25 protein-coding genes and 1 pseudogene are annotated in these 24,979 nt (G+C 56.1%); 14 read left to right on the top strand and 12 right to left on the bottom strand.

Annotation, left to right across the window (positions count from 1 at the left end):
- Positions 1–166 precede the first annotated feature (166 nt).
- From A7J50_RS11635 to A7J50_RS11620, 4 genes and pseudogenes are all read left to right on the top strand, one after another.
- Positions 167–2,854: a phosphoenolpyruvate carboxylase gene (locus A7J50_RS11635; protein ID WP_064451916.1), complete on the top strand. Its 2,688-nt coding sequence runs from the start codon at positions 167–169 to the stop codon at positions 2,852–2,854.
- A 64-nt stretch (positions 2,855–2,918) separates the two neighbouring features.
- A complete protein-coding gene (locus A7J50_RS11630; RefSeq protein ID WP_064451915.1) occupies positions 2,919–3,974 on the top strand; it encodes an NAD(P)-dependent oxidoreductase in 1,056 nt (351 codons plus the stop codon).
- 27 nt (positions 3,975–4,001) lie between these two features.
- On the top strand, positions 4,002–4,655 hold the full coding sequence (locus A7J50_RS11625) for an RraA family protein (protein ID WP_064451914.1): 654 nt from the start codon (positions 4,002–4,004) through the stop codon (positions 4,653–4,655).
- Positions 4,656–4,693: 38 nt separating this feature from the next.
- Positions 4,694–5,077, top strand: a pseudogene (locus tag A7J50_RS11620) (cytosine permease); the annotation flags it as partial.
- Positions 5,078–5,520: 443 nt separating this feature from the next.
- Here A7J50_RS11620 and A7J50_RS11615 read toward each other — a convergent pair.
- Together A7J50_RS11615 and A7J50_RS11610 are read right to left on the bottom strand one after the other, a co-directional pair.
- On the bottom strand, positions 5,521–6,597 hold the full coding sequence (locus A7J50_RS11615) for a GTP pyrophosphokinase (protein ID WP_064451912.1): 1,077 nt from the start codon (positions 6,595–6,597) through the stop codon (positions 5,521–5,523).
- A gap of 747 nt (positions 6,598–7,344) precedes the next feature.
- The gene (locus tag A7J50_RS11610) at positions 7,345–7,779 is read right to left on the bottom strand and encodes a hypothetical protein (RefSeq protein WP_064451911.1); all 435 of its coding nucleotides are present in this window, start codon (positions 7,777–7,779) and stop codon (positions 7,345–7,347) included.
- Between the two features lie 132 nt (positions 7,780–7,911).
- Here A7J50_RS11610 and A7J50_RS32085 point away from each other — a divergent pair, with 132 nt between their 5' ends.
- Positions 7,912–8,037 (top strand): hypothetical protein, encoded by a 126-nt coding sequence (locus A7J50_RS32085; RefSeq protein ID WP_257784303.1) that lies wholly within the window; start codon positions 7,912–7,914, stop codon positions 8,035–8,037.
- 376 nt (positions 8,038–8,413) lie between these two features.
- Here A7J50_RS32085 and A7J50_RS11605 read toward each other — a convergent pair whose 3' ends face one another.
- From A7J50_RS11605 to A7J50_RS11595, 3 genes are read right to left on the bottom strand one after another with little or no spacing between them, the layout of a single operon-like run.
- A complete protein-coding gene (locus A7J50_RS11605) occupies positions 8,414–9,130 on the bottom strand; it encodes a hypothetical protein (protein ID WP_064451910.1) in 717 nt (238 codons plus the stop codon).
- A 57-nt stretch (positions 9,131–9,187) separates the two neighbouring features.
- A complete protein-coding gene (locus tag A7J50_RS11600; protein ID WP_064451909.1) occupies positions 9,188–9,922 on the bottom strand; it encodes a hypothetical protein in 735 nt (244 codons plus the stop codon).
- A complete protein-coding gene (locus A7J50_RS11595) occupies positions 9,912–11,540 on the bottom strand; it encodes an RNA-directed DNA polymerase (protein WP_064451908.1) in 1,629 nt (542 codons plus the stop codon). The genes A7J50_RS11600 and A7J50_RS11595 overlap by 11 nt, the downstream gene beginning before the upstream one ends.
- A gap of 243 nt (positions 11,541–11,783) precedes the next feature.
- Here A7J50_RS11595 and A7J50_RS11590 point away from each other — a divergent pair, with 243 nt between their 5' ends.
- The 3 genes from A7J50_RS11590 to A7J50_RS11585 all read left to right on the top strand — a co-directional run bounded on the left by A7J50_RS11590 (position 11,784) and on the right by A7J50_RS11585 (position 13,506).
- Complete coding sequence (locus tag A7J50_RS11590) at positions 11,784–12,194, top strand: hypothetical protein (protein ID WP_064451907.1); 411 nt, start codon at positions 11,784–11,786, stop codon at positions 12,192–12,194.
- A 273-nt stretch (positions 12,195–12,467) separates the two neighbouring features.
- A complete protein-coding gene (locus tag A7J50_RS31380) occupies positions 12,468–12,740 on the top strand; it encodes a hypothetical protein (protein ID WP_156526271.1) in 273 nt (90 codons plus the stop codon).
- Between the two features lie 49 nt (positions 12,741–12,789).
- Positions 12,790–13,506 carry a Cthe_2314 family HEPN domain-containing protein gene (locus tag A7J50_RS11585; protein WP_064454912.1) on the top strand — a complete coding sequence of 239 codons (717 nt, stop codon included), beginning with the start codon at positions 12,790–12,792 and terminating at the stop codon, positions 13,504–13,506.
- A 348-nt stretch (positions 13,507–13,854) separates the two neighbouring features.
- Here the strand turns inward: A7J50_RS11585 and A7J50_RS11580 are convergent, their stop codons facing one another.
- Both A7J50_RS11580 and A7J50_RS11575 read right to left on the bottom strand, forming a co-directional pair.
- Positions 13,855–15,228, bottom strand: coding sequence for an IS1182 family transposase (locus A7J50_RS11580; protein ID WP_064451906.1), 1,374 nt, complete (start codon positions 15,226–15,228; stop codon positions 13,855–13,857).
- Between the two features lie 69 nt (positions 15,229–15,297).
- Positions 15,298–15,861 carry a DUF6990 domain-containing protein gene (locus A7J50_RS11575; protein ID WP_064451905.1) on the bottom strand — a complete coding sequence of 188 codons (564 nt, stop codon included), beginning with the start codon at positions 15,859–15,861 and terminating at the stop codon, positions 15,298–15,300.
- Between the two features lie 661 nt (positions 15,862–16,522).
- Here A7J50_RS11575 and A7J50_RS11570 point away from each other — a divergent pair.
- From A7J50_RS11570 to A7J50_RS11555, 4 genes are all read left to right on the top strand, one after another.
- Positions 16,523–16,816: a fructose-bisphosphate aldolase gene (locus A7J50_RS11570; protein WP_167353691.1), complete on the top strand. Its 294-nt coding sequence runs from the start codon at positions 16,523–16,525 to the stop codon at positions 16,814–16,816.
- A 233-nt stretch (positions 16,817–17,049) separates the two neighbouring features.
- The gene (locus tag A7J50_RS11565; protein WP_064451903.1) at positions 17,050–17,541 is read left to right on the top strand and encodes a GNAT family N-acetyltransferase; all 492 of its coding nucleotides are present in this window, start codon (positions 17,050–17,052) and stop codon (positions 17,539–17,541) included.
- Positions 17,542–17,559: 18 nt separating this feature from the next.
- A complete protein-coding gene (locus A7J50_RS11560) occupies positions 17,560–17,985 on the top strand; it encodes a GNAT family N-acetyltransferase (RefSeq protein ID WP_064451902.1) in 426 nt (141 codons plus the stop codon).
- 74 nt (positions 17,986–18,059) lie between these two features.
- Positions 18,060–18,953, top strand: a complete 894-nt coding sequence (locus A7J50_RS11555) for an AraC family transcriptional regulator (RefSeq protein WP_064451901.1) — start codon at positions 18,060–18,062, stop codon at positions 18,951–18,953.
- Here A7J50_RS11555 and A7J50_RS11550 read toward each other — a convergent pair.
- Both A7J50_RS11550 and A7J50_RS11545 read right to left on the bottom strand, forming a co-directional pair.
- Positions 18,895–19,482: a LysE family translocator gene (locus tag A7J50_RS11550; protein WP_064451900.1), complete on the bottom strand. Its 588-nt coding sequence runs from the start codon at positions 19,480–19,482 to the stop codon at positions 18,895–18,897. The two genes, A7J50_RS11555 and A7J50_RS11550, sit on opposite strands and share 59 nt — an antisense overlap.
- A gap of 103 nt (positions 19,483–19,585) precedes the next feature.
- A complete protein-coding gene (locus tag A7J50_RS11545; RefSeq protein WP_064451899.1) occupies positions 19,586–20,017 on the bottom strand; it encodes a winged helix-turn-helix transcriptional regulator in 432 nt (143 codons plus the stop codon).
- Positions 20,018–20,124: 107 nt separating this feature from the next.
- Between A7J50_RS11545 and A7J50_RS11540 the strand changes: the two genes are divergently transcribed.
- A complete protein-coding gene (locus A7J50_RS11540) occupies positions 20,125–20,823 on the top strand; it encodes an SDR family oxidoreductase (protein WP_064451898.1) in 699 nt (232 codons plus the stop codon).
- Here the strand turns inward: A7J50_RS11540 and A7J50_RS11535 are convergent.
- Positions 20,813–21,697, bottom strand: a complete 885-nt coding sequence (locus A7J50_RS11535; RefSeq protein ID WP_064454911.1) for an NAD(P)/FAD-dependent oxidoreductase — start codon at positions 21,695–21,697, stop codon at positions 20,813–20,815. The genes A7J50_RS11540 and A7J50_RS11535 overlap by 11 nt on opposite strands.
- A gap of 144 nt (positions 21,698–21,841) precedes the next feature.
- On the opposite strand from A7J50_RS11535, the gene A7J50_RS11530 reads away from it, so the two are divergent.
- Complete coding sequence (locus tag A7J50_RS11530) at positions 21,842–22,279, top strand: Rrf2 family transcriptional regulator (RefSeq protein WP_064451897.1); 438 nt, start codon at positions 21,842–21,844, stop codon at positions 22,277–22,279.
- Positions 22,280–22,283: 4 nt separating this feature from the next.
- Here the strand turns inward: A7J50_RS11530 and A7J50_RS11525 are convergent, their stop codons facing one another.
- The gene (locus A7J50_RS11525) at positions 22,284–23,729 is read right to left on the bottom strand and encodes a mechanosensitive ion channel family protein (RefSeq protein WP_064451896.1); all 1,446 of its coding nucleotides are present in this window, start codon (positions 23,727–23,729) and stop codon (positions 22,284–22,286) included.
- 168 nt (positions 23,730–23,897) lie between these two features.
- Positions 23,898–24,764, bottom strand: a complete 867-nt coding sequence (locus A7J50_RS11520) for a pirin family protein (protein WP_064451895.1) — start codon at positions 24,762–24,764, stop codon at positions 23,898–23,900.
- Positions 24,765–24,979: the final 215 nt, after the last annotated feature.

Below are 24,979 nucleotides of genomic sequence, written 5' to 3'. Positions count from 1 at the left end.
TTTTTTGCCGTTTTTCGGTACCGACAAGGGGGGCTTTCTGTCGGCGAACAGGTGAGTTCCGTTCGTTACGACGCAGTGGGTTAAGCCTGGGACATTGATGATTTTGCGTGTGCCTGTTCTGCGCAATGCAAACAAGGGATTTGTACAATTATCGAGGCTCGAACCCATGAATCATGTGATCAACTCCATACTGGAAAATGCATCAACTCGCCCGTCACTGCGCCATACCAACCCCGCGTTACTGCATGACGTTCTATGGCGAGCACTGGAGCACGCACTCAAGGCCAACACGGATGACGCTTCCCAAACCCCGCACACCCGAGCCTGCCTGAGGATCTACGCCGAAATCGATACGCTGTCGTATCTGGACAAGGCTGATGCGAAATTGGCGGCGGCTTTGGGCAAGGCGTTCTTCGAGTCCCGCTCCAGCAAAGACGTCGAGGCGTTCTGGAAGTTGTTGCTGATCAAGCAGCTGCTGTTCGAATTGTCAGTCAGAAGCGTGGCGACCCAGATTGCTTCGCAAGCCAGCCTGCCCCGTCAGTTGCTCACGCTCGACTCGCAGTTGATTGCTGCACCGGCCGGGGTAAATATCAGCCTGGGGCTGCTGTGCAAAGAGACCGACCAGCTCAAGCATTCCGTCGTGCTGGTCTTGCAGAAACTGGCGCAGCACGTCGAGGACCGTGGTCTCAAAAAGCCCCAAGTCACTGCGCAGCTGCTGCTGGAGTTGTACAACGCCGTGTGGTCGGGCAGTAATGGCACCGATATCGAGTCGCAGATTTTTTACGCCGACAGTGTGTATGACGCGTTGCCCGACGTGCATCACGCCCTGGGCCTGGCGACGCAGGAAAAATGGCTGAGCTTGTTTACCTGGTTATACGGCGACAAGGATGGCCGCCCCTATGACACCAACCAGCACACCGAAACCCTGGTCGTGGCGCTGGAAACCGCGCTGCGCAACCGCTACATCGCTGATATCGACAGCCTGATCAAGGCCGGCGGCGCACAGCACCGCCTGGAAGAGATTCGGGCACGCCTGGGCAAGGATCACCCCGCGCATTTCGAGCAGCCCGCCGAGCTGATCGAGGCACTGGGCAGCATCCGTTTTACCCAGCCGGCTGCCATCGACCGCCTGCTGCTGCGGGTGCATGCGTTTGGCTTTCACTACCTGGACATCGAGTTTCGTGAAAACGCCGAGATGTTCAGCAGCGTGGTCGATGAAATTCTGTCCAGCCAATGGCTGGAATCCATCGGCCTGGGCCAGGGCCTGCACTATCGCGAGCTGGATGAACGTGCGCGTCAGGCTGCGCTTGAGGTCGCACTGGAAGGCGAGGCAGCCCAGACGCCCGCTGCCCTGTGGCAAGGATATCTGCAACGCACCACGCCGATTTATACCAGGAAAGTCCAGCAATACGCCGGCCAGGATTACATTGCGCTGATGGAGCAGGACCCGAGCTATATCCGCATGCACGATGCGCGCAACGCGGTCGAGCGGTTTGAAATGATCGACCGTTATCGCGACAGGATGAAAATCCACGGGATCGCCGAGTACACCTCGGCCCTCAGCGCGCTGGAGGTGCTGTTCTTGATGAAGGCGGCCCGAGTGCGCGACGGGATCGACATCGCCCTGCAACCCGAAGACCTCGCCGGTGCCGAGCGCACGCTTGCCACGGTGCATGAGGTGTACGAAAACCCGGTGTACCGCCAGCATCTGGCAACACGCGGCAACCGCCAATACATCACGTTTGGCCCCAGCGACACGGGCAAGCAAGGCGGCAAGGCCATGCACAAACTGAATATGGCGATTGCCAACCGGCACAAGTCGATCGCGGCCCGCTACGGAATCGAGGTGGTCGTCCACGTCATCATGGGTGGGGAACACGCACGGTGTAACGGGGTGATCGCAGAGACCTTGCAGGAGTTCGGCGCGCTGGAGGGTCCGGAAACCCGGTTCATGCTGGCCGGGTGCGCGGAGATGCGCGCTCATCTGCTGACCCGCAACCAGTCCGTCAACTTTCTCAGCCAGTTGTACCGTATGCACGCCGAGCCCCAGCCGCAACCGTCCGAGGACGTCATTGCCGGCAGGATTCAACGTTGGGGGGACGTGGTGCGCCGTTACCAGGCGACGTTCTTCGAGCACCCCGCGCTGCCCTCTCTGCTGCGGGACCTGGCGCGATTTGACGTGGTCAGGGCCACCGCCAAGGGCACCCGGCCGCCTTCGCGTATCTTCAACATCAAGGTTTTCGAGTCGCGCCCCGATGCCATTCGTGCGATTCCCTGGACCCGTGCCTTGCTGGCCGGTGGGTTGCACAGCGAACTGATCGGCGTCGGGCAGTTCGCGCAAGAACCGGCAACGCACTTGGCGAAGGCCTTCAACGAGGATGAGAGCTTTCACACCTACGTCAAAGGCATGGCCTACGCCATTGCGCGAACCGACCTCAAATGCGCCTGGCTGACCTTGACCGGCAGCCTCCCGGAAAAGGCCCACATCCTGGCGTTGGCGCAAGCCTTGAAGACCGAAGCCGTCGGCACGGCCGAGCAACTGCTGGCCAGCCTGCACCTGGAAGTCATTGAAGGTAAGCGCTTTGTCCACAAAGCCACCACCGGCACCGAGCCGGCGGACCCGTGGAAAATCAAGGAAAGCAGCTTGCTCAATCTGTGGCCGAGCCTCAAGGCAGAGGTCTACCGCAAGGAAAAGAACCTGCGAATCTATCGGTTGTTTCTTATCTACGCCAAGCGCAATCCCGAGTTCATCCAGTCTTCATCGCTGAATGATTTCTACAGCGGGTTCCTCGCGGCCGTGAGTACCGACGCGGGCCTGGTCGATCCCGCAAGCGCGCACCATTTCACCTGGTGATTAACCCCGGTACCCAGGGCAACCTGGGTATCGGCAGGCGCTACCCTCCAAGAGGATCAACTGTATGGCATTTACCACCCTGATACTGGATGCCCCCGGGCCGCCGTTACTGTTTGAGGAAGTCGATCGCTTTCTTGAACTGGGCCTGGTCGTCACCCTCAACCTGCACTACTTCGCCGACAAAGACCGCATCCGGCAGCACTACGCCACGCGCATTCACTATGCCGAGATCAACTGCCATGACGAGCCTGCCTTTATTGCCGCGGTGAATCAGGCCGGGGGTTATAGCGTGTTCAAGACGCGCCTGAACATCCCCTTCGGCGCCAGCCTGATCCGCGCCGCCACCTCGCCCGCGCTGGCCACACCCTTGCGCGCCATTGCCCAGGCCGGCACCGGGGTTAACCATATTGATCGGCTGGCGTGCGAGCAGTGTGGTGTGGCGATACTCAACACGCCGGGTTCCAACGCGGTCGCTGTTGCCGAATACGTCGTGGCCCAGGCGCTGTTTCTGTCTCGCGACCTGGATGACTACAACGCCGAAACGCACAACGGCCATTGGGCAAAAGGCAGCTTGGCACCTGCCCGCGAATACGCCGAACTGACGCTTGGGCTGGTGGGCACCGGCAGCATTGCCCGGCAGGTGGCGCGCAAGGCTGCGGCGCTGGGCATCAAGGTGATCGCCACCGGGTCCGAGCGCTTCACCGAACCGGTGGCGCGCACCCTTGAGCTTGAACGACGAGCAAGCCTTGAACAGTTACTGGCCGAGGCGGACCTCGTCTCGATCCACGTACCGCTCACCCCACAGACCCGAGGTTTGTTCGGCACTGCCGAGTTCCGGCAGATGCGCCAGGGTTCAATCCTCATCAATACCGCTCGCGGCGGGATCGTTGACGAGCACCAGTTGGCAGCCTTCATGCGCCAGTTTCCCAGGCATATCAAAGCGGTCGCCATCGATACCTTTGCCCTGGAAAAAGACCGGTTCGACTCGCCACTGACCGGCATTCCCAACGCGCAACTGACGCCACATATCGCCGGCAATACCACCACGGCAATCAGGACGGCGTCGCGCCAGATCGTCGACAAGATCCACGCATTCAGTGCCGCCGCCAGCGCGCGTTAACCTACCGGACACAAGGAAGGCCACATCATGCAAACCTCTATTTTTACCCGTCTCAACGCCCTGAGTTGCACCGACCTCAGCGATGCGATGGACCGCCTGAAAATCGTTTGCCAGTGCACCGGCATCATGCCTCTGGACCGCTCATTCAACCTCACAGGCAAAGCCTGGACCCTGCGCTACGGCCCTACTGGCCTGGACGGCGGCTCGGTGGGTGACTACATCGACGACCTTGAGGCCGGCCAGGTGGTAGTGATCGACAACCAGGCGCGGCTCGACACCACCGTGTGGGGCGATTTGCTGACCTCCACCGCCGCCCGCAAGCAGTTGGCCGGGACGGTGATTGACGGTATCTGCCGCGATGTCGACCGTGCGCTGGCGCTTAACTACCCGATCTTTGCCCGGGGTAACTGGATGCGCACCGGCAAGGATCGCGTGCGTGTCGAAGCGATCCAGGCGCCCGTTACGCTGGGCGGCGTGCGGGTACAGCCCGATGATTGGTTGCGCGGCGACGGTGATGGCCTGGTAGTGATTCCGGCCGGTTCACTGAGCGAAGTGCTGGCGGTGGCCGAAGAAATCCACCAGGCCGAAGCGCATATTCGTGCGGCTATCGAGGCGGGCGTTCCTTTACGCAAAGCCCGCGCCGATTACGGCTACCACGCCTTGCAGACCCCGCGCCGCTGACTGGCCGACGACTGAAGCCGCAGCGGGTGCGGCTTCAGTTGATGCCGGTGCTGTTTATGCTCAGCGTGATCAGCCACAACGCCCTCAACCTGCACGGCGCGGCACTGTGGATCATCACCTTGGTGCAGACCTTCGCGTATCGCTGGATTCCAACCGCCAAGAGCCGCGCGGTGATCTCCATCCTCGTATTCGCCGCCTGCGCGATTGCAGCGGTGTTAGCCGGCAAAGACTTCATCGGCCACTTCATCGACATGGTGCTGGCATATGCAGTGGGGATTGCGGTGCAGATTGCGTTTATGAACACGCCGCTGTATGTGGGGCCGATTTCCGAACACCTTAACGGGGCGGATTTGTCTTGGGTGGTGGGGTTGGTGGTGACGTCGCCGTTGTATTTTTGGTTGGCGAGTCGGGGTAGTGCTTAAAAGCGACGGATGGATAGGGGAAGTTGGTGGGTGGAGTTTGAGTGAACCGAATGTAGTGTCTTGAGAGTGATGGGTGGAACCATCCATATCGTGGCTTTGCGGCTGGGGTGTGGGTGGTTTTTTTGTTTTTGGTGGCTAGGCTGCGGAATTGAATGCCCTTCGGAGACATATTTGTGTTGCGTCTGAGCGACTAAAATAAGGTGCTGTGACAAAAACTCATAGAGATTCGATCATTAGGAAGCGTGGTCGGGTCAGCGGGCAGCAGTTGCAAAGCCACGGATGAATCGGTCTGCTTTCGGCCAAAAGCAGAATTCTAAAGCGTCTACTCAACTCGGGGCGATTCAGCAAGTGGGGATGGGAATCGAACCCTCGTAGTTAGCTGGGGGCGCTTTGCTAAGTTTGCGCATGAAAGCGTGGCAATGAGGGTATCGTTTATGGAATCGTCATAGCTTTTTATCAGCTTGAATAAATGCGTTAATCCAAAAGCTTCCCCAAGGAAACTTACTTCGCCATTCAGGATTGGCAGATATTGCGATAGGTATCTTAATCGGCTCCCAAATAGAGCGATCACCCTCTGGGAACTCTTCCTGACAGATTTCTAAGTAGGCTTCTGTAGCTAGATCAATAAATTTTTCGTTTTTTTCGAGTACGATTTTAATGTCTTTTAATTTTAATATTCCGATTTCGGTGAGCGCATCGAGTAGTGTCGATACCATTTCTCGCTCATCCTCTTCGATCACTTCGTCGTAGCGCCACTGCATGAACTCAACTAGGCTGTCATAATTAAGTTCGTTTTCTAAGAAGTCGTTTGGTTCGTTTTTACTCACTCGAACGCTATCCAGATATATATCGCGCTGCATTCTTATGAATTCGAATTGATCGTCTACAGTTTCAAATAAGCCCGCAAGCCCATTAAGTTTTCGAATTAGATTGGATGGTACTTGTGACTCTTTTTTGTAGACCATGTGATGTTGGATTATGGACCACGCATCCTGTACAACGGTGCGAACTTGAATTTCGCATCTCAAAGTCCGAAGGTCATCGTATCGGGTTCCTGAGTAGTTAGTGCCTAAACGTACTATGAAGTGGTTCCCGATATATCCAAACTTGTTCGCTTCAAGTTCTTCTCGCTTATCAATCTCTTGGACTATATCAAATTCATTGCGTATTATGTCAATGATATTGGGAATGTCGCTACTGTAAAGGCATACAATCCTTACTCCTGCTAAATCATCTAACTGGTTGAAAGGGTCCGTGTAGTTTTTACGGTTCAATTTTTCTAGAAAGCTATTAAGGGTCTTAGCCCTAGCCCCCAAAAATGAGGTCTCAATGTGCGCTGCCGAGACCTTTTTTTTCAGAATGTATTCGACCTCGGTGCACAGCTGCTCGAACTCCGGCCTTGCGTCCAGAAACTTCTTTATGATTGCAGGGTTTTTCGTCCACATGTCATCGGTGCGAACAGAGGATGTTGCAGTACCTTTTTTTTCCGCTGGTATGCGGTGCGCGGCTTTCCTTCCCAAAACGGTACTCCTTGTTTAAGGCAACTGACAATAAGTGGAGACATGATTCCGCCAAGTCTACGCCCGAGGAAAAAAAATGCACTGATAATCCGGGCCTTTCTTCATTACGTTGAAGCCAAGGGAGACTCGTGTATGTCGTATAAGTCGTGATTTGTAGACGTATAGGTAGGGATACACCCTGACGAGCGCTAGCTCAGACCGCTCTGTCGACGGCGGCTCAATCCACCAGTGCATTCGTCCCCATTTCGCTGATCTGTCCCCCCACCAACCGTATGAGTGCACGGGTGCAAGTATCCGAGGATTGTATCTTGGACCGTCTCTCAGGTTAATCGGCTGACAGCAGCGAGTTTAACGATATGTCGGCTTTTGGCCGATTGTCGCCTGTCATGAGGAGCTGTGCGTCAATTATTGGAAGTAGTGCTATTACGAAAGTGGTACAGGTGGGTTGCGAGGGTGCTGTAGTGCCCATTTTGTAGCGGCTGTAGGATTAGTTTTTCCAATCCATCATGGATGCGGCGGAGAAGCGACGGGAGAGTGGGCGGTTTGTAAGGACATGGGGGATTTGAGATAGCAGGGCGAATGCTGCGCCGTTTATCAGGGATGGATCGTAGGTGTCGGAGAGGTGTGTTCCGCGTTGCTCACTACTTATTGTCGTTTGGATAACACCGTGGATCTCAAGGAGATCATCGTGCCGTATGTCGTGGTCTGACCCCGATATCCCGAGTGCTCATACTCTTACCTAAATGTTCAGCTGAATTTGCGTAGGTAGTCGCGCAATGGCTCACCGATAGTGAAGCTTTTCATGGCTACCAGCATGAACACGCCAATCATTCGCGCTTCTGATTTTTCAATCTCATGAGCGCCAATTTCCTGCTTGACGATCGGCAGGGCGTGTTCGAACCATTGGTTCAGAATCTCCTTGGGATCTTCCTTCATCCAGCCAGCATCAAGCTCCACCCTTTCTTGTGGTGTCAGGGCATGCAGATCTACGGCAAGGTGAAACGTCTGGAGGATGAGTGCCCGAGACATGCCGTGCTTTATGTGTGTTTCTGCATAGTGGTACTGGGTCATCCAGTCCGTGAAGCAGAGCCGGGTAAGCTTATTGAGTTTGTCGGTCTTGCTGTAGACGGACACGCCGAAAATGACAAGGCAGGTAACGATAACGCCAATCAAAAAATCCATGTTCAGATATATCCGTTTTTTCAGTGTGTGCCAGCCGCATGACGATCTAATGCGCCTCTGACGTTTGATAAGGCGCACATTATACGTTGTGAGTAGATCTACTAGCGACATTCTCCCGTACAAGGCGTTCCCATGCGTGAGGACGTCTTGATGGTCGATCACTTCACCGCCATCTTGCCCTTAACAACAGGCTGTCTGAATCGCACCGTTTTTTTAGACGCGCTCGCATGGCTGCTTTTGGCCGACTTCTGCCAGTGAGGGCCAGCTAGTGTGCTGGTCAAATCCGATGCAAACGACTGATCAATTCGAATGCAAATGAGTGGGCAAGTGGAATGCAAATGGGTGGTCAGGTGGAGTGCAATTACCCACTTCGGCTCTGCGACGACTGTTTTCGCATTCGCTCCATCCACGAATCAATGAAGACGCTCTAACCGCAAAATCCTTGGCAGTCCATCGGCCAGTTCTGCTGACCGACGCTATATCCTGCTTCTGCAGGGTGCGATTGGGTACCGTGTCGCTGGAACTGTTCGTGGTAGCAGTAGCTCGGCGCGCCGCAATGTTGGCAGTAGCATCATGTAGGTAAATAAATAAAGCAATGCATACGTGGGTGATCGTTAGCCTGCGGATCTCTTCATCATTGGATAGTTTTGTTTAAGGTGGTGATTACCCGCAATGCCGTACCAAAACCAAAAAGGCTAATGCTACGGTCTTTGTTTGAGTCGTATGGCCATTCCACATACCTGGTCAGCACGGACGTCCCCGCGTTCATCGCAGCTACTAGATCTGCCTCCTGCTTTGGGGAAAAGCCAGGATCAGCAGGGGCGTTAACGGGCGCCGCTTTGTCGATGCGTAGGGCTATAGAAGAGCCGGGGAAGTGGTCATTCCCTACCTGCACAAAGTAGGAGGAAGCGCCGGAGACACCTACCATCAGGCTTGCTCTGGACATTGCACAATAATGAGTATCGCTCATGCCATCTAGCTTACAGCGCAGATTCCAGTTTTCATCATGTTTGTCCTTCAGGATATCAAGCACGTTTGTAGGCAGCCCTTGTACTGAGCCGCTCCCATCTGTGTAGTAGAAACGGTATTTGGCACCGTTGAGCGTTCCCGACTCTACGCGATGAAGCACATTATTCTTTCCCGACATCAGGTCGAAAGAGACGTGACAGACGACTGTCCCTCCTTGGAAAATCGGACCTACAACATTGACCATCTCTGGCGCGGCCACTGTTGGCTTATCCTTTTTGTACCCCGACTCATACTGCGTCTCGGGGCACTGTGCTGCTTGGATTACATGCGGTAAAAGGGCGGCAACCGCAATGGCGAGCGTGATGGGCCGAAAATTGTACATTTCATTAATCCCTTAATATGAATGGCCTGCACATAGGTAAGTGAAGGGCCGCTAGAACTAGAATTTCTGGATATCAGTGAGGGTTGCGGCAAACGCCTGGAGAATCTCCACCTTGCTTCGGCCGCCGCCGGTGAGGTGGATGAACTCATCAAAATGGATATTCACGAGCTTGCCCGTTCTCGGATTCATTAAGACACACGACCGCCACTCATAATTGCCCGTCTCTACAGCCGCCGCATAGCTTAACAGCCAGTACATTGCGACTTGCCTATAATCGGCAGCGGAGAAATTACCGGCTATGCATTTCACTTCGATCAGCGTAGATCCGGCAAAAAAATCGCCAGTTCCTGAGGCGATCCAGCGAAAGCCGGGTATCACCGGGGCCGCCCCATAAGCCGAGTCACAATCAGTAGCTACCTGCTTAACCATAGTCACCAGGTTGTCCGCTACGCGCAGGGCTATACGTTGATCATTCTCAGAAATTTCCGATGGGCTGATTGCATCGAAGAACCTACTCTGCCTGTCTGTTGCGGTAGCAACGCATTCTCCCCACGTCGGATTGTTACCAAGGACGCGCTGTTCACCTACGGCAAAAGCCAGTTCGAATAGCAAAGATTTTTGTAGTTCACTTGCCTGAATCGCTTCTGCCGGCACGACGATCACCGCACAATCGATAGCTAACTTGTTATAAAAGGACACGATGCCAGGCGTTAGCCCTGGAAAAATAGCGTTCAGTATGCCGGGAATATTTCGAGCAATCGTTCTAGGATCACGCCCAGCATTAGTTATCATCACACCAGCTCCGATAGAGACCGGCGAAGGTCGGACGATCCTGACGCTCTATTCCTAGCCTCCATGACTGTTCTAAGCTTGGCCCTATCTGACGGCGTAGGCCATCCCCTTGATCCCCAAAGGATTCGGCTGCGAGCCACGTCAATCGCTGACACTCAGCGTTGATTTCACTCCATCTGCTTGAGACAGAGCTGAAACCAGACCTGTCTTTCCATAGACGCCAGCAGTCTATACACGCTCTTTTGACTGTGTGGGACGAGTTGTATTTATAAGTACTTTGGACAAAAGCGGCTCTAGCCGGCGTTTGCGCAAACTTCAACACCCGAAGGTAGTGCAGCAAGCTGGCTTCAGCTTGCAATAAATGAGCAGAGTGGACAGCTACTCTATCTATCACCGCATCCAGATTGGAGTGGATTTCTTCATATTCCGCGCCTGCTCTGAGATTGGCTACACCTCGCATAATGGTTGACCATGAAGCGCGAAAGGCATGCAAGTTATTCGGTTCCAATAGCGTCGTGGCAAGCTGTAGGGCTACTACTGGGCTATGGAACTTAAGGGTCCTACCTATTTGGGTTATCAGGAAATTATCCGGGAGCGACTTTTGCAATTCGTTGCCGAGTAATTTCTGGACGTCTAGATTTTCGACAGTCATTTTCAGCGACTCATAATCCCCCTCGGGGTTATCAGAGTATGGATCATAATGTAGGTCGATATGTCTCAAGATTCCGGCGTTGGTATCGTCACCACCAAGCTGAGTAGTAACGTATTCCTCATAATGCTTAGCTGTCATCATGATAGTTTTCGATTTATTTAGCGTGATCCCATAGTCCGCGAGAGCATGTGATAAAAATGCAAGCCCTGCGTAAGCGGCGGAATTCGAATCTGCAATGAGCACATAGTCGTCAACATATCGGTGCCAACGTAACCCGTCATGCGTCATTCGGTGGTCGACAGAGTTCAAGAATAGCTCTGCCAGAATCCGCGAGCACTGTCCTCCGACAGGTAATCCGAAGGAGCGTCCCGCTGAAAACTTGGATAACAGTGCGGTGATTTGGTTACCTACCCTGCCATCCGGGAACAGGTCATCGATGAGGTTTTCTAAGTAATGATGCGAGATGTGTTCGTAAAAACTTGAAATGTCGGTTTGGACGACTACCGTCCCCTTGGGAGCGAGCGCAGCCTCTTTCGACGTAGCCTCTCTGAACACTCTCCAGGATGAGCCCCGGTCGAATAACTCAGACCCGCCCTCCGCCTGGAACCTATATGAGAAGGTTCGCTGATCACGTCTTTGTTCTAACTGATCGGCGATAGCTACGCCAAGTCCGTTGAAATAAATGCTCCAAAACGGGTGAAGTTTTGTAGTAACCCTGAATCCTGATGCACCGGTAGCGACCAAAAGGCGCTCGCTGAATACGGTTAATGCTGCGATTTTGTTCTTGCTGTTGGACACACTGTCTTTGCGAAGCTCCTCCGAAAAACCGAAAGCGACCTCGGCTAGCTCATTTTGCTTAGCTGAAACGAAATTCGTGTCGACATCGAAAGGTAGCGTGTCGTTGTCACCGTGCGCTCCGATATCAGCAGCGGCACGCAGAAAATGCTCAAGTGTTACTTCAGACATGTCCTTCCCCCGCCCGGCCGACGATCTCTGATAGCCGGGCTCAGTGCACCGACAATCCTCACCCAGCGATCATCTCAGTACGCCCAGTGCATGTCGATAGACGGCCAAGAGCTGTCGCCCACGCATGGCCTTTTCCAGCCCAAAACGATAATAATCGGAGCGGAGACGGCCTATTGAAAATTGGCAACATGGCTGAATCCGTCTCTTCTTCAGCATTCCATTATCGAAATCAGAGTAAGACTCATGGGCGCGCCCATCATTATCGGCAACAGCTATGGCCTCTGGGTCAGCAACAGCATGAAAGATACTTTTTGCGAGGTGCTAACCGCTGTCGCGACCTTGGAAGGCCATGATGTGAAGGCCATATATGAGGAGGCACCAGGTGTGGCCGGCACCTATGGTGTTCCAGGCGTGGGTATCCTTCTCGACGAGTTCTATATCTATCTTGGCGGATTTTCAGGCGTTCGACGCCACCTCGATGTTTGCCGAGTACGACTAGACGAAGTCAGAGAGTCTTGCGGGCTGTCGCCAGTTGCTGCCGAACGCATGGCTCACCTACTGGCATGGGCCGCATACCATATGGATGGCAACCCGATCCCTGTAGGCGGCTCTTTCTATGAGAGCTGGCCTCCTGACGCAGCTGAAACAAGGTAATACCCGCCTGCTTTCGGCCAGAAGCGGCCGTTCAGTTTCGGGCTGTTGTCGGCATGGTAGTGAATTCTGGTAGATGACGACTGCATTTCGGAACCAATATTCCTATAACTCCACGACGGCTTGCTGTTACCCTTTTCAGAAGGCCCCGCCGCAGCTCTCAAAGAATCGAGCTCAATCTACTGGCAAGCTACAATTAAACGATAAGTTGCGCGGGCTGTGCTGGCAGATGCAGTGTCTGAACCACCGTCAATCAAAGGAATGAAGAACCTAGTCATGAGCAAAGAATTAAACAACCAAGTCGCTCCACCACTGCTGAACACCCCTCTGACGATTACTCTGTCGATCAGTGAATTAAAACACCTGAATGCTTACCGAGAGGCGGTGTATGCGCTTCAAACCGAAAACTGGCCTACGGAGGCTAAAAAAGGTTCGGGGCCTGACGCGTATCGTAAGCATTTTAGGGAGCAGCGAGACGCAGCAAAAGAGGCCTTGGTGCAAATGCTCAATGATGCCGTTGGTGCGCAACCAGTTTGCGCTGACAAATAGGAAAATTGTAGTTGTCACCCCCGGCGCGTTAATCATCAAGGAGTCAAAGATGCATCCAATCGAAAAGGAAATTCTTCTCGACGAGGAAAGTCCAGTTTTTAAAGCAGAAGCAAAAGGTAATGGTGTAGAGGTTCATACTGCCAATGATCTCGAGTTTTACATCGTCCGTTGCGGAAAGGCTCTAAGCCATTTAAGCGGCTCAATGGACAAAGCTCGGTTGTCGCTGGAGCTATTAAATACGAAGTACCTTGACTCTATTTCTATGGAAGATCGGCCTAGAAGCGCTTTAATAGAGATGATGGTAGAGAATAGCATCATTAGAGTTCAATCAATATATGACCGGGCGCTAATTCTTACCAATAATATTTTAGATCTAGGGATTGACAATCAGTACATCCATCACCCGCTTATTGTCACGAATGAAAATGTTGTACGGTATGGTTTGGATAAACCTCTCAAAGCATTTAATAAGGCGTGTAGGGAGTTCAAAGATATACGAAATAGGGTAATTCACCATGATCGCTTCACTGAGGAGCAGTTCGATCAGTTATCCTTAATCATTAACGCAGACCATTTGGCTAAGACAGTAGGTAGAAAGGGGATTGTAAATGAAGATGTGCTGCGTGCGGTGATCAAGAACTACCTTGACTCTAAGCAGGAAGAGCTAACCAGTTACCTAGACGGAATAGAAACACGGCTTCATGAGCTTTATGACGTCATGCTGCCGGTTTATATTCATTACAAGGAAAAGTTTCGTAGGAAATAAATATTGTGCTGCCCAATACAAATTAGAGTCTCAGAGCAGAAATTTAGCGGAAAATAACACCGCGCACCACCGACCCTTAATTGAGCATTTTACAATATCCTCTAAATTAACAACGTACAGTTTTCGCCAGCCCTGCCGCTGACTGAACGACTACCCTCTCGAGGAGAAACAAAGTGACTGCTTTTGGCCGATTCTGTTGAAAAAGTCGGATTTTCAGATCGCCTAAACTCAGGCACGACCACCACTGGAGAGCCTACTCACCACATTGAGTGGTTTTTCGGCCCTTCGTTGACCGTTGCTGCTCTGTTATTGGGTTAATTTGAGGTTTTTTGCTTGGTGCAGGCGCACCTATCCCGTGACTGGTGGCCCTTGAGATGAAAATTTGGCCAGCCGTCGTAGGTTCTGCACCGCAGCGGCCAGCGTGAATTCATCCGTCGCGCCACTCATGCCACGTAGTCGCAAGCGATCCAATTTCAGGATGCGTTTGAGGTGGGCAAACAACATTTCGACCTTTTTACGTTCGTGGCGAGAGCGCTGATACGACGGAGTTACTGCAATGCGCCGGGCCGTATCCCGAGCAGCTTCATGGACGCTGCGGGCGATCTTACGAAACGCAGTGTTCGGGCAGCACTTGGTTTTCATCGGACACGTCGCGCAGTCGGTCTGTCTGGATCGGAAGATGATGGTGTTGGCTTTGGTGACGTGTGAGCGCTCATTTTTGAAGGCTCGCCATTCGCTGCGCAATGGGTTGCCGGCCGGGCAGGAGTACTCCTCAGCCTCGTCATTCCAGTGGAAATCGGTGCTCGAAAAACTGTCGTTCTTGCGCTCGGTTTTGTCCCACACCGGCACATGCGGTTCGATATCTTTCTCTTCCACCATCCAGGCCAACATCGGTGCTGTGCCGTATGCGGTGTCACCGATTAAGCGATCCGGTTTGATGTCGAACAACTCTTCGACTCGATCAATCATGGTTTTGGTACTCTCGACCTCAGCCGTTCGATGAGCCGGTGTCGGTTCTACATCCATGATCACGCCATGCTCGACATCAATCAGGTAGTTCGTGGAATAGGCGAAAAACGCTGGGCCACCCGGGGCGGCCGTCCAACGGGCTAAAGGATCAGTCAGCGATAAGCGCTTGGGAAGAGCTTCAGCGAGCCCCTCCTCATCGAGTGCTTCGAGGTATTCACTGACAGCACGAGTGCTCAGAGACGGGTCGCGCCAGTTGATCTCTTCATCGCTAGGCGCTCCATGTTGCCGACTCGCGTCCGCCTTGATGATGCTGGCGTCCACGGCAAAGCCTTCGCCCTTGACCAGACCCGCGTCCATGCAGCGATGCAGCACTTCATTAAAAAACCAGCGAAACAGATCGCTGTCCCGGAAACGGCCGTGTCGATTCTTGGAAAACGTAGAGTGATTAGGTACTTCATCCTCAAGGCTCAACCGGCAGAACCAGCGATACGCCAAGTTCAAATGAGCCTCTTCACACAAGCGCCGTTCGGAGCGAATGCCATAGCAATAGCCCACGACTAGCATGCGGATCATCAACTCAGGATCAATCGAAGGACGCCCAATTGGGCTATAGAAATCGGCGAGGTAGTGGCGCAGGTCGCTCAGATCGAGGCACCGATCAATGCTGCGCAGAAGATGATTTTTTGGGATGTGGTCTTCAAGATTGAACGAGTAAAACAGCCGATCCTGCCCACTCGATAACTGTCCCATCATGCTGCGTACTCTCCCGCTGGCCGATGGAGTGATTTTGCCGCAGATCAGTCGATGGAGCTACTCAGGGAATCAGTTAACCTTGGGAGCGTTTCCCTGCGCAATCAGCAGCGAGCGCTCAATCATTTCAACGGTGATGTATGGGACGAACCCCAGCCTTTCGCCCTTTTCAAAGTTTTTTTTGTAATCCTCTAACTGATCGACATCTTGCGCAATTGCTAGTGCAGCTAGATGCCTGAGTGGCATTGCTCCTTTGGCGTCTGTAGGTAAAGACCTGTAGAGCGCCAGGCCCGCATCTATATCTTGATTCTGAGCCCAAGATAACGCCCTGTCAGATAGCTCGACTACATCGTCAGCGCCAATGGTCTCTAACTTCTGGGGCGTTTCGTTGCTTACGATGACAGGTGAAAAATATTTTCCCTCCCCAAAGATGAACGCGACAGCATCCGAAAACGCTGTCGAGGAGATGGAGGGCGTGAACGAAACTCTAAAATGATCCGAGCGCTTCCCTATAGTCGGAATGATCTGGACTTGGATCTCGCCCAAACACTTGATGCAAAAGCGGTCACTTACCTCATCCTTTCCACAGGCCCAACCTTGTGCTTGCAAAATCGCACATGCCTCTTTCTCTGTCATGGTTCTGCTCTCCATATCACCTATCGGATGATACTGGTTTCTTAGGCTCTCAAGGGGGCGCTTTCTAGCCAACCTGCTTTAGCTGGTCGCGCGCTACAGATCGACAGGAGACCTACTTTTTCAACAGAATCGGCCGTTTGCTGCCACTCACGTTCCACGGTTCCCAGCCATCTGCGGCCCGTTACGCCAGGCTGTGATCGGCCATTGTCTATCAGTCGCGTATGCAAACTGCCTGGTAAACACGATGCAAATGACTGATTAGTTCGAATGCAAATAGATGAGCAGGCATGTGAACCCAACCAAACCCTCCTAAAAATCAGTCAGAAACATCTCACAAAGCCGAAAGACGCATCCACTTTGCCAAACCCTCCTCAGGCACGTATCGCCTTTAAACATGCGGCCTAGAAAGCTTAAACGCCGATTCAACCAGGCTCCCAAAAGAGTCGCCGTTTCCGCAAACCATCCCAGCAACCGCACAGCCCACCGTTGCCTCGCCAAAATCAGCCCTCTATAGTCCGTTCCGTCGTCAGCTTGATCGACGATGGGATTCGCAGCCCTAAAAAGGAATTACACCAAAAACCGTTAAACCCGACAGAGCCGATTTCCGGTGATGTCTTGTTCTACGGCTGTTCGATATTTTTCTTTCTTAGGGATTACTACCTTGAAAAATCAACACCCGCCCCGCCGCTTCACCCCCATGTCCCAAACCGCAACCGAATACCCTGTCCTCCTCATCGACAGCGACGCCCCGCTCAGCGAGCTTCACGCTTGCGCCAGCGAACGTCTCAACGCCGCCCTCGCCTACCTGCATCTGATGGCGTGCTCCAATGTGTCCGACTATGCCGAGCACGACATCAATACTGTCGCCAATACCGCTCGAATCATGGTGCAGGATGTGGCGGACGTGTTTACGGTGATGGAGCGGCGGGGGTTTGATGTGGCTACTGTGAGTTGATGTGATGTGAGCTGTGTGGAAACCCGCTTTGGCGGGTTTTCTGGTTTTTGGTGAACTTAAACAGGCGTACTGATCCGGCTTTGATAGTGCCTGTACCGCCGCCTTCGCAGCCTCGCGGGGGCTCGACAGCTCCCACCGTTTGATCTTTGTTCGACGCTGCCGGTGCGGCGATGGCGAGTGTTTGGGCGTGCCGCTATGATGTGGCCTTTCGTTTAACGCCCCAGGAAACGCCCATGCCCGCCCTCACCTTCCGCAACGCCCGCCCCGCCGATGCCGGCCGTTGCTTTGACATCGAAATCAGCGCTTACGAAGGCGATGAAGCCGCGACGCTGGAAAAGATCGCCACGCGCATTGCGCAGTACCCCGAGGGCTTTTTGATTCTGGAGGCGGATGGCGCGGTGGTGGGTTTTATCAACGGTGGCTGCGCGCATCAGGTGGTGATGTCGGATGAGGCGTTCAAGGAGTTGGTGGGGCATGCGGCCGAGGCGCCGAATGTGGTGATTATGTCGGTGGTGGTTGACCCGGCGCAGCAGGGCAAGGGTTATTCCAGGCTGCTGATGACTGAGTTTGTGCAACGCATGCGGGCGATGGGCAAGCAGACGATTCATTTGATGTGCAAGGAGCAGCATGTGCCGTTGTACACGCGCATGGGCTACACCTATGTGCAGCCTTCGCCGTCGGAACATGGCGGGATGGCGTGGCATGAGATGGTGATGGCGCTTTAACCGAGGAAGCGTTCCGTGATGACTGCAGCGCAGATTGAAATCAGCGACCAACCCCACCCCGACGCCGAGCGCCTGCTCGGCAACGGCCTGGCTGCGTTCAATGCAGCCATCACCGGCTCCAACGATCGCCGGCCGCTGACGGTGCTGCTCAAAGACCCTGACACCCGGCAGATTCTCGGCGGCATCACCGGCAAAACGTCCCTGGGCATGGCCTTCCTCGACCTGTTCCACCTGCCCGACGCCCTGCGCGGTTCGGGCCTGGGCAGCCAATTGCTGCAGGCGTTTGAAGACGAGGCGCGGCGGCGCGGTTGCCGCAACGCGGTGCTGTACACCCTGAGCTTTCAGGCGCCGGGGTTTTACGAGAAACACGGCTGGGTGCGGTTTGGCGAAATACCCTGTGAACCAGAAGGCAGCAGCCGGGTGTTTTTGTCTAAAGCGCTTTGATCAACGGCCATGGCGATGCAGCACCGGGCTGTGTAATGATCCCTGCTCGTTCCTCAAGGGATGGGGCCACCGCCATGACGCTGAACACCTCCGCTCACCCCGCGCAAGCGCCGCGCTTCTGGCGTGACGAGCGCTTGCCGTTCATTGAGGCGCGCACCATCGCGGACGGGCGCAAGGTGACGTACACCCGCCACTCCCACGAGCATTTTTCCATCGGCGCGATTACCACCGGGCGCAGTTATTACCACTACGGCGCGCAGACGTTTGAGATCAGCGCCGGCACGGTGGTGTTGATGAACCCCGGCGATGTGCATGCGTGCAACCCGATCTACGATCAGCCCTGGTCGTATCACATGCTGTACCTCGACACGCCTTGGCTAACAGACCTGCAATACCAGCTGGGTTTCAGCACCGACCAGGGTTATCGGCCGTTCAACACGCCGCACACCCGCGATACCGTGTTGTACAACGGCTTGATTGAACTCTACGCAATCCTGTTGGATGAGCAGGCCGAGTTGCTGCAAAAGCAGAGCGCGCTGGTGAGTTACTTCACCGAGGTGCAGCAGCGCTTGAACCCTTCGCTGACGCCGGTGCGGGAGGTCAACCACAAGCTGGAGCGCGCCGCCGAGTACATCCGCGCGCACTGCACCGAGGCATTGAAGCTGGAAGATATTTGCCTGGCGGCCGAGCTGTCGCCGTCGTACCTGATCCGCGCGTTCAAGCAGTATTACGGGCTCACGCCGCATGCGTTTCTGGTGAACCGGCGCATCCAGTTTGCCCGCACCCAGTTGCGCAACGGCGCGTTGATCGCGGACGTGGCGCTGGCCGCCGGTTTTGCCGACCAGGCGCATTTCCAGCGCACCTTCAAACAGCACTTCGCCGCCACGCCCGGGCAGTACCGCGACTTGCTCAAGCCATCAGCAAATAACCCACACTGGCCACCAGCAACGCGGCCATTGAGCGGTTGAACAGGCGCACGCCGTGCGGGTTGCTCAGGTAGCGCCGCAAGAAGGTGCCGGCATACGCCCAGCACGCCACCGACAGGTAGCAGATCACCAGGTACAGCGCCGCGAACAGCCAGACCTGGCGCGCATCGCCATCGGCCACAAACAAGCCCATGCCCGCCACGCAGGCCAGCCACGCTTTGGGGTTGAGCCATTGCATGATCGCGCCGTAGAGCATCGACGGCGCGGTGGCGGTGCCCTCGGCGTCGAGCCGGCCATCGTCGACCGCGAGTTTCCAGGCCATGTACAGCAAGAAGGCCACCCCGCCCCACTGGATCAACTGGGTGAGGAGCGGCCAGCGCATCAGCACTTCATGCAGGCCCAGGCCGATCAGCACCAACAGCAAGGTGAAGCCGACGGCGGCGCCGACTACGTGTTTCTGGCTGGCAACAAAGCCGAAGCGCGCGCCGGCGCTGAGCGCGACCACATTGACCGGGCCCGGTGTGATGGAGGTGGCCAGGGCGAAGGCCGCCATGGAAATGATCAGGCTCATTGCAGTTCCTTTTTATGATGCCGCATGAAGATGGCATCACGGTAAAGGGCTGAGCACGTGGGGTATTGAAGAAAATGCCCCTGGGTCCGTGGGCGCGTTCAGTTCAGGCGGGTAGCTGAGTGAAGATGTCTTCGAGGCCCAGCACGCGGCCGTCTTCGGACAGGATCTCGACTTTGCGCAGCGGCTTGAGCGCCTGCGCATCCAGCAAGCGGGTGCTGCCAGCCGCCGGCTCGGTGAAGGCTTCGCCCCATTGGGCGAGGGTGACGAGTACCGGCATCAGCGCGCGGCCTTTGTCGGTGAGTTGATATTCACTGCGCGCGCCGATTTCGCTGGTTTGCAGCAGGCCTTGCTCGACCATGTCCTTGAGGCGGGTAGCGAGGATGTTTTTCGCCACGCCCAGGTTCTTATGGAAATCACCGAAGCGCGTCACCCCGGCGTACGCGTCGCGAATGATCAACAGGGTCCACCAGTCGCCCACCACATCGAGCGCACGAGCAACCGGGCAGCAGTCGCCTTCCAGGCATTTGCGTTTCATCGTCGAGCCTCCCGGCAGTCAGAAATATTAGGTTGCATTATAGGACCAGCAGGCTCAGGATAAAAACGGTTTCATCATTAAACCTAATTCGTCGCCTGGAGTTCGTCATGGATATTCGTGGAAAAGTAGTACTAGTTACCGGCGCCAACCGTGGCCTGGGCAAAGCGTTCGTCACCGCGCTGCTGGCAGCGGGCGCCGCCAAGGTTTACGCCGGGGCGCGGGACCCGGCCAGTGTCGATATTCCCGGCAGCACGCCGGTTGCGCTGGACATTACCGACCCGGCCAGCGTGCAGCGCGCCGCCGAGCAGTGCAGTGATGTGAGTGTGCTGATCAACAACGCGGGCTGGCTCAAGTACGGCTCGTTGCTGGCCGAAGACAGTGTCGAGAACCTGCAGCAGCACTTCGACGTGAACACCTTCGGCACCCTGCGCGTGAGCCGCGCCTTCGCGCCGATCCTGGCCAGGCACGGCGGCGGCGCGCTGATCAATATCCTCTCGGTATTGAGCTGGCTGAGCCCGCCCGGCGCCGGCGGCTACAGCACTTCGAAGTCCGCCCAGTGGGGCCTGACCAACGGCCTGCGCGGCGAGCTGCGCGAACAGAACACCCTGGTCATCGGCGTGCACCCGGCCTACATCGATACCGACATGGTCGCCGATGTGCAGGCACCGAAAAGCACGCCTCAGGAAGTGGTCGCCATCACCCTCAAAGCCCTGAACGAAGACCGCGAGGAAGCACTGATTACCGACATGACCCATGCGGTAAAAGCCTCACTGTCCACCGACAGCCCGGTTTACCTCACTCAGTGATCAACGAAAAGTGCGCGCCCACCCCGGCGCGCACGCCCTCGCCCACGGCCAGCGCCACCGAGCCGGCGGCAAGCGAGGTGTCGCCACAGGCAAACACACCGGCCACAGAGGTTTGGCGCATGTCGTTGGTGTGCAGATAAGGGCCGGTGGGGCCATCGGCCAACTCACAGCCCAATTGCTCGATTAATGGGCTGATGCGTGTGCGAGATTGAGTGAATACGCCGTCCAGCGCTATGACCCGGCCGTCGGCCAATTCCAAATCAGCGCGGTCGCCGCTGATGCGCGTGACCTTCGTCCTTTCCAGCGACACCCCACGTCGATCCAACTGCGCCTGCTGTTCGGCATCCGGCGTAAATACGCCATTGGTGAACAAGGTGGTGGTGCCCCAATCCGGCAGCATCAATGCGTGATGCATCGCCAGCGGTGAAGTCGCCAATACGCCGATACGGCCTTGATCCAATTCGTAGCCGTGGCAATAAGGACAGTGAAAAACACGCGTGCCCCAGCGTTCCTTGAGGCCTTCGATGTCGGGTAATTCGTCGACCACGCCGGAGGCGAGGATCAGGCGCTTGGCTTTGAACTCGCCATTGCCATGGGTGCGAACGCTGAAACCACTCGGCTCGCAAGCAGCCTGGACCACGCTGTCTTGCACCCAGGTCACCGTCGGGTATTCCATCAACTGGCTGCGCCCTTCAGCGGCGATGACGTCCGGCGCCTGGCCGTCCTGGCCGAGAAAGCCATGAGAAGTAGCCGCAAAGCGATTACGCCGCTGCCCGGCATCAATCACCAATACCTTGCGTCGCGCCCGCGCCAATTGCAGACCCGCGGACAGGCCGGCATAGCTGCCGCCCACGATAATGACGTCATGCATCATGAAAGTGATCTCGTGTTGTGCGCTCGCGGTGGTCCGCGCGCTTTCACGACACACCATATGTTACGTAAAAATACCGCGTCAAGGGTCTCGCAACTTTTTAGGTTACAAACGATACTTTGCGCCGAATCGAATTGAGGTTTTTTGATGAGAAACGACACCCGCCTCTCGCGCATGCTGCATGTGCTGATCCATATGGGCCGCCATGAAGAGCGCGCCACGTCGGAGACCATCGCGCAGATGCTCGGCACCAACCCGGTCGTGGTGCGGCGCACCTTGGGCCTGCTCAAGGAGCAAGGTTACGTGCGCTCGGAAAAGGGCCATCAAGGCGGCTGGAGCCTGGGCAAACCCCTGAATGAAATTACCTTGCTGGATATTCACAACGCCTTGGGCACGCCGTCGATATTCGCCATCGGCCTGTCCACCGATCACCCGGCGTGCCTGGTGGAGCAAGCGGTGAACGCGGCACTGACGGACGCGTTCGATCAGGCGCAGGCGCTATTGATGGCGCGCCTGGGGGATGTGACGCTGGCGCAGTTGGCGGATGATTTCGATGAGCGCTACCGCATCGCAATCGCGCCCTGACCCGCTACAGCCCGCGATTACGCAGCCACTGCAAAAAGCCTTTCTTGACCGGCACCACGGGCGCCTCCTGGGTCAAGGCCTGCGCCGTGTGCACACGGAAATCCAGCAGCGCCTTCATTGCTTCGCTGATGTCATGCCGCGCATCCAGACAAGGTTTGAGGTATTCCCTCTCGATGCGATACAGCGTGCAGAAGGTCTTGGCCGAGAAGTCCGCCAGCGTCGCCTGATCCGACAAAATTCCCGCCTCGCCAATCACCTCGCCCGGCCCCATGCGCCCGGCTTCGAACTTGTGGCCAGCCTTGACCAACATCACCGAGACCACGCCGGATTCGATAATAAACAAATGGTCGCTGACCTCCCCCGCCGGCAAGATCATCTCGCCGGCGCGGTAGGTGTGCTGGGTCATGTTCTGGCTGAAGGTGTCCTTCTCTTCCTGGCGCAGGGTGGAGAAAATCGACGAACGCTCCAGCAAGGCCCGCGCGGCAGACATCGCCGGTGGCGCGCTGCTTTCGGTGGCGGACAACAGGCCTACGCCCGCCGCTTGCAGGTGCCGGAACGCCAGGTCGTAAAGCTGGTTGCGCACTTCGCGCTTGAGGGTCATGGCCGGCACAAACCCGCTGATTTCATATTCGACGCCGCCACTGGCCGAGGTTTTGAACGCCACGCTCGGCGCGGGCTTGGCCAGCAGCGGCCGGCAACCTTGCATCGCGCGCTCCAGCGCCTCGATCACGGTTTGCGGGCGCGCATGGGGGCTGACTTGCAGGCTGACGGCCAGGCCGAACATGTCCGCCGGGCGTGAGAAGTTGATGATCTTGGCTTTGGCCGCCAGCGAGTTGGGGATCACCGCCATGCTGCCCTGGGAGGTTTGCAGGCGTGTGGCGCGCCAGTCGATATCCGTGACGCGGCCTTCGGTGCCATCGATGGAGATCCAGTCATCCAGTTGGTAGGGCTTGGTGGTATTGAGGACGATCCCGGAAAACACATCGCTCAAGGTGCTTTGCAGCGCCAGGCCGACGATGATCGCCACGGCGCCGGAGGTGGCGAGCACGCCTTTGACCGGCAGGTCGAGCACGTAGGCCATGGCGGCGATGATCGCGATCAGGAAAATCACCGCGCCCAACAGGTCCTGCAACAATCGCCCGCCATGCCCGACCCGATTCATCATCACCGTGCCGAGCAACACCGTGAGGGTGCGCGCGGCGAACAGCCACCAGCCGATCTGCAGCGCAGTGGCCGCCAGGTGCAAGGCGGTGTTGTCGGCATACGGCGCGAGTTGCATGGGGTTCATGCCGTCGTTGAACAGCACGGCGCTGTAAACGGCAAAAATCGCCAAGCGCGCCGCGAGTTTCCAGTTGGCGAGGTTGGCGGAAATAAGACGCCACACGGCGATGTCGATAAAGATCAGCGCCACGGCGCACAACATCGGGTGATCAGCGATAAATGAGGGCATCCAGGCGACTCCAGGGCGAATGCCGAGAAGATCGCATGAAACAGGAACGCAGGAAAACAAAATGTGGGAGCTGGCTTGCCTGCGATGCAGGCACCTCGGTGTATCCGTTGCACCGAGGTGATGCTATCGCAGGCAAGCCCGCTCCCACAGGGGTATTGCGCCAGGCAATCAGCCCGCCATCTGCCCGAAACGCCCCGACTGGAAGTCGGCAAACGCCTGATGGATTTCCTGCTCGGTGTTCATCACGAACGGGCCGTGACCGACGATAGGCTCCTCAATCGGCTCGCCACTGAGCAGCAACACTTTAGCGTCATCGTTGGCCTCCAGCGTGAGCTGAGCACCATCGCGCTCGAACAACGCCAATTGCCCTTGGCGCGCCACCTCTTCGCCATTCACCCGCACCGTGCCGCGCAAAATAACCAGCGCAGTATTGCGCCCGGCGTGCAGGTCCAGCGTCACCGTTTTACCGGCGTTAAGGCGCAGGTCCCACACGTCAATCGGCGTGAAGGTACGCGCAGGCCCTTGAGTACCGGCGAACTCACCGGCGATCAAGCGCAGTTGCCCGGCGTCGTTGGCCAGCGGCAGCACCGGGATATCACCGTCGACGATGGTCTGGTAACCGGCGTCGGCCATTTTGTCCTTGGCCGGCAGGTTGACCCACAGTTGCACCATCTCCAGCGCCCCGCCGCTGCGGGCAAAGGCTTCGGAATGGAACTCTTCATGGATGATGCCTTTCGCGGCCGTCATCCATTGCACATCGCCGGGGCCGATCTTGCCACCGGCGCCGGTGGAATCACGGTGCTCGACTTCGCCGTCATACACGATGGTCACGGTTTCAAAACCGCGATGCGGGTGTTGGCCGACGCCGCGACGTTGATCGGTGGGCGTGAAATCGGCGGGGCCAGCGTGGTCCAGCAACAGGAATGGGCTGATGTGCTTGCCCATCGAGTCGTAGGAAAACAGCGTGCGCACCGGGAAGCCATCGCCGACCCAATGGGCGCGGGGGCTGGTGTAGATGCCGATGAGTTTTTTCATGGTGTACCTCCAAAGTACGACCACCATAAGGCTGCTGGCGTTTGAGCACTAGCCGGCAAACGCGGCCTTATTCGTTCTATGTATAGGACAGTGCTTTGTCCGGGGGGCTGGCGCCGAAGCCTTGCAGTATGCGGGCGGCAATGCCTTGGCTGACAGCGTTGACCAGCCGCGCTGTGCCGTCTGGTGTTTGGGCGGAAGAGGACAAAAGCCGTTGA

This window comes from Pseudomonas antarctica, from assembly GCF_001647715.1.
GTDB classification, from domain to species: Bacteria; Pseudomonadota; Gammaproteobacteria; order Pseudomonadales; family Pseudomonadaceae; genus Aquipseudomonas; species Aquipseudomonas antarctica_A.
This window is presented reverse-complemented; position numbering and strand designations above follow the sequence as displayed.